This window comes from Eubacterium ramulus, from assembly GCF_003122485.1.
GTDB classification, from domain to species: domain Bacteria; phylum Bacillota; class Clostridia; order Lachnospirales; family Lachnospiraceae; genus Eubacterium_I; species Eubacterium_I ramulus_A.
Genome location: NZ_JRFU01000100.1, coordinates 1 through 3442 on the forward strand (window position 1 = coordinate 1; position 3442 = coordinate 3442).

General features: G+C 38.8%; 5 protein-coding genes. 3 read left to right on the forward strand and 2 right to left on the reverse strand.

What is annotated here, in order from left to right; translation table 11 throughout:
* A partial coding sequence (locus LG34_RS08635) for an Rrf2 family transcriptional regulator (RefSeq protein WP_146190206.1) occupies positions 1–239 on the reverse strand: 239 nt, incomplete at its 3' end.
* A gap of 154 nt (positions 240–393) precedes the next feature.
* Between LG34_RS08635 and LG34_RS08640 the strand changes: the two genes are divergently transcribed.
* From LG34_RS08640 to LG34_RS08650, 3 genes are read left to right on the forward strand one after another with little or no spacing between them, the layout of a single operon-like run.
* On the forward strand, positions 394–1263 hold the full coding sequence (locus LG34_RS08640) for an NAD-dependent protein deacetylase, SIR2 family (protein ID WP_109215732.1): 870 nt from the start codon (positions 394–396) through the stop codon (positions 1261–1263).
* Between the two features lie 5 nt (positions 1264–1268).
* A complete protein-coding gene (locus tag LG34_RS08645) occupies positions 1269–2111 on the forward strand; it encodes an NAD-dependent protein deacetylase, SIR2 family (RefSeq protein WP_242979840.1) in 843 nt (280 codons plus the stop codon).
* Between the two features lie 48 nt (positions 2112–2159).
* A complete protein-coding gene (locus tag LG34_RS08650; protein WP_242979841.1) occupies positions 2160–3137 on the forward strand; it encodes an NAD-dependent protein deacetylase in 978 nt (325 codons plus the stop codon).
* Between the two features lie 100 nt (positions 3138–3237).
* Here the strand turns inward: LG34_RS08650 and LG34_RS08655 are convergent.
* Positions 3238–3442, reverse strand: a 205-nt coding sequence (locus LG34_RS08655; RefSeq protein ID WP_146190207.1) for a helix-turn-helix domain-containing protein, incomplete at its 5' end; no start/stop codon positions are given.

The window sequence follows — 3442 nt, forward strand, 5'->3', positions numbered from 1 at the left end:
GCTCGGTAGATGTCATACATATTGATTTTATCTGCCGATTTTGCAAGAGCGGCATTCGCATGACCTTGTGTGTTGACAACAATGCCTGCATTTTTCAGGGTTGCCATAAGCTGTCTGACATAAGCCGGGTTTGTCTTGATACTTTCTGCGATTTTTGTGCTGGAGAGTTGTTCGTCATCTCCAAGAGCAATAAATATAAGAATATGAATGGTGTCACTAAGCTTTGTAGAATATTTCATTTGTCACCTCGAATTTTCTTCTTGCAATTTTTAAAATTACATGATAATATGATTTTAATGCTTGATGTAAATTTAATTTTAACAAGTAAAAAAATAAAAGTCAAGCAAAATAAAAAGTGTGAAATCTGATATAAAAAAGGAGATTAAGTGGTGTATGCAAAGGGAGGAACAAGTCAGTTTTCTGGCAGAAAAAATCCGTCAGGCAGATGCCGTTTTGATAGGCGGTGGTTCTGGTCTTTCCAGTGCGGCAGGATATAACCATTATCATTGGCTACCCTATATGGAGAAATGTTTACAAGATTTCAAGGAGTGGTATGGACTGAAATCTCCCTTTGACGGTTTTTACTACTGTTATTCATCGCCGGAACAACAGTGGGCATATTATGCACGTTACATACAAAGTATGTGGGATGCACCTACAGGACAGCCATACTATGATCTGAGTGATATTGTGGCGGAAAAAGAAGTCTTTGTTTTAACAACCAATATAGATATGCAGTTTGAACGGATTTTTCAGAAAGAAAGGATTTGCGATTATCAAGGTAACAGCGGCTATGTTCAATGCAGTCAGCCTTGCCATGACCAAATTTATTCCAATGTAGAAATGATTCGCAGGATGAACGAAAATATCCGGGAGCTGCGTGTTACTTCCGAGCTTCTGCCAAGATGTAATGAATGCGGGAGAATCATGGTTCCCTGGGTAAGGGATGATACATTTTTGGAGGGAAAAGACTGGAGGGAAGGTGTAAGGCGATATGAGAATTTCCTAAAAAAATATCTCATGAATGGAACAGATAAGAATGTTGTACTGCTGGAGCTGGGGGTTGGTGAGATGACACCCAGTATTATTAAACTTCCTTTTTGGGAAATGACATACAAAAATGAAAAAGTGTTTTATGCCTGTCTGAATCAGAAGAAATCCTCAGTTCCAGAGCATATAAAAGACAAAGGCATTTATATAGCAGGAGATTTGGCAGAAACCCTGCGGGATTTAAAAGAAAACATAGTGGGAAAGGAAATGTGATGAAGATGAATGTATATCAAGAGATAAGTCAAATCATCAAAGAAGCAGATGGTATTTTGATTGGAGCCAGTAATGGTTTGTCTATCGCAGAGGGATATAATATTTTTGCAGATGACGCATGGTTTCAGGAAAATATGGGAGATTTCAGAGAAAAATACGGACTGCGCTGTGTTTTACACGGATTTTCAGTGCCAATGAAGGTAGAAGAAAAGTGGGCGTTTGTAAGCAGACTTGTTAAGGCAAAAGCTATGCAGGATGAGCCGAGTGAGATTATGAAAAACATCTATGCACTAGTAAAGGATAAAGAATATTTCGTAGTAACTTCCAATGCGGAGGATCATTTTGTGCCGGCAGGTTTTGAGGCAGACCGTGTTTTTGAAATGGAAGGAAAATTAACTCAGATGCGGTGCAAGAACAGATGTCATGACGAGGTCTATCCTAATCAAAAAGCAGTTCTCGCCATGACAGAAGAGGAAGTAAACGGAAGAGTACCTAAAGAATTACTGCCGAAATGTCCAAAATGCGGTGGTGATATGGAAGTAAATTGGGGTGAGATGTCCTCGTTTACAGAAACGAAAAATTGGAAGGAAAAGGCTGCCCGCTATCAAGAATTTATTCAGAATTTACATGGAAAGAAGCTGGTAATTCTGGAATTTGGCATTGGTTGGAGAAATCAGATGATTAAAGCTCCTTTGATGCAGCTTGCAGCAGTAGAACCACAGGCAAGTTATATCACATTTAACAAGGGCGAAATTTACATTCCAGAGGAAATCAAAGAAAAATCCATCGGTGTGGATGGTAATCTTATGGTAGCGTTAAAGGAAATCAGAAAGGGAAGGATAGACTAAGTAAGGTAGTTAAAGATATTACAGTTGTGAGATAGGAGAATGAAAAAAATGAGCTGTTACGAAAATTTGGTAATGAAAACACAAATGAACTATTCAAGACACTATAGTACCTATGCATCCGGCGGTACTGCTGTAGTGTTGAGCAAACAAAAACCACTTCCTTATGAGGAACAGATTCAGGAATTTGTTCGCAGAGTGCAGGAGGCAGAGTGTATCATAGTAGGCGGAGCATCCGGTTTATCAGCGGCTGGAGGTGGTGACTTTTATTATAGTGATACCCCTTCTTTTCGTGAGCATTTTGGAAAATTTGCAGATAAGTATGGATTCAAAGGTGCTTTTAGCGGAATGATGCATCGGTTTTCTACAAGAAATGAACACTGGGGATATGTGGCAACCTTTTTAAATACTACACAAAATGCCCCTATCAGAGAGCCATATCTGGATTTGGATAGAATTTTGCAGGGAAAGGATTTTCATATCTTAACGACTAATCAGGATACACAGTTTGTAAAGATTTATCCGGAAGAAAAGGTCAGTGAGATTCAGGGAGATCATCGTTTCTTCCAGTGTTCCCAGTGTTGTCAGGATGAAACATGGGATGCCGTACAACCTGTGGCAGATATGATTGCGGCTATGGGAGAGGGGACAATGGTGCCGGATGAACTGATTCCTCGTTGCCCTCATTGTGGTGCGGAAATGTTTCCGTGGGTAAGAGGATATGGGAACTTTCTGCAAGGGAAAAAATACGAAGAAGAATATGAGAAAATCTCAAAATACATTCAAAAGAACAAAGATAGAAAAATTCTCTTGATAGAACTTGGAGTAGGGCGCATGACACCGATGTTTATACAGGAACCGTTTTGGGAACTGACAAACTGCTTGAAAGATGCATATTATATCTCCGTAAATTCAGAATATCAGTTTTTGCCGGAATTCATTGAAGATAAGGGGATTGCTATTTTGGGAGATATAGGAACAGTGTTAAAAGATTTGCAGAAAGCAAAAGAGGAAAGTGCATTTGTATAGGATACTTGTTCTTGATATTCCACTTGATGGAGAAACATTAGAATATTGATTGATACAAAACTGCACTCAGGGATATTGTGGGTGCAGTTTTGCATTAAAATTATTGATTACGATACAGTTTCTGATATGCAGTAGGTAATATCTGGAATATATCTCGGAAAGCCGATGTAAATTTACTTTGGCTTTTATATCCTACAGCGGCGGCAATTTCCGAAATAGATTTATCTTCCTGCAACAGCATATTCGCTGCCAAATTGGTAGTGTAAATTATTCTGTGTAAACCTCTCAGATTGATGATAAAATCA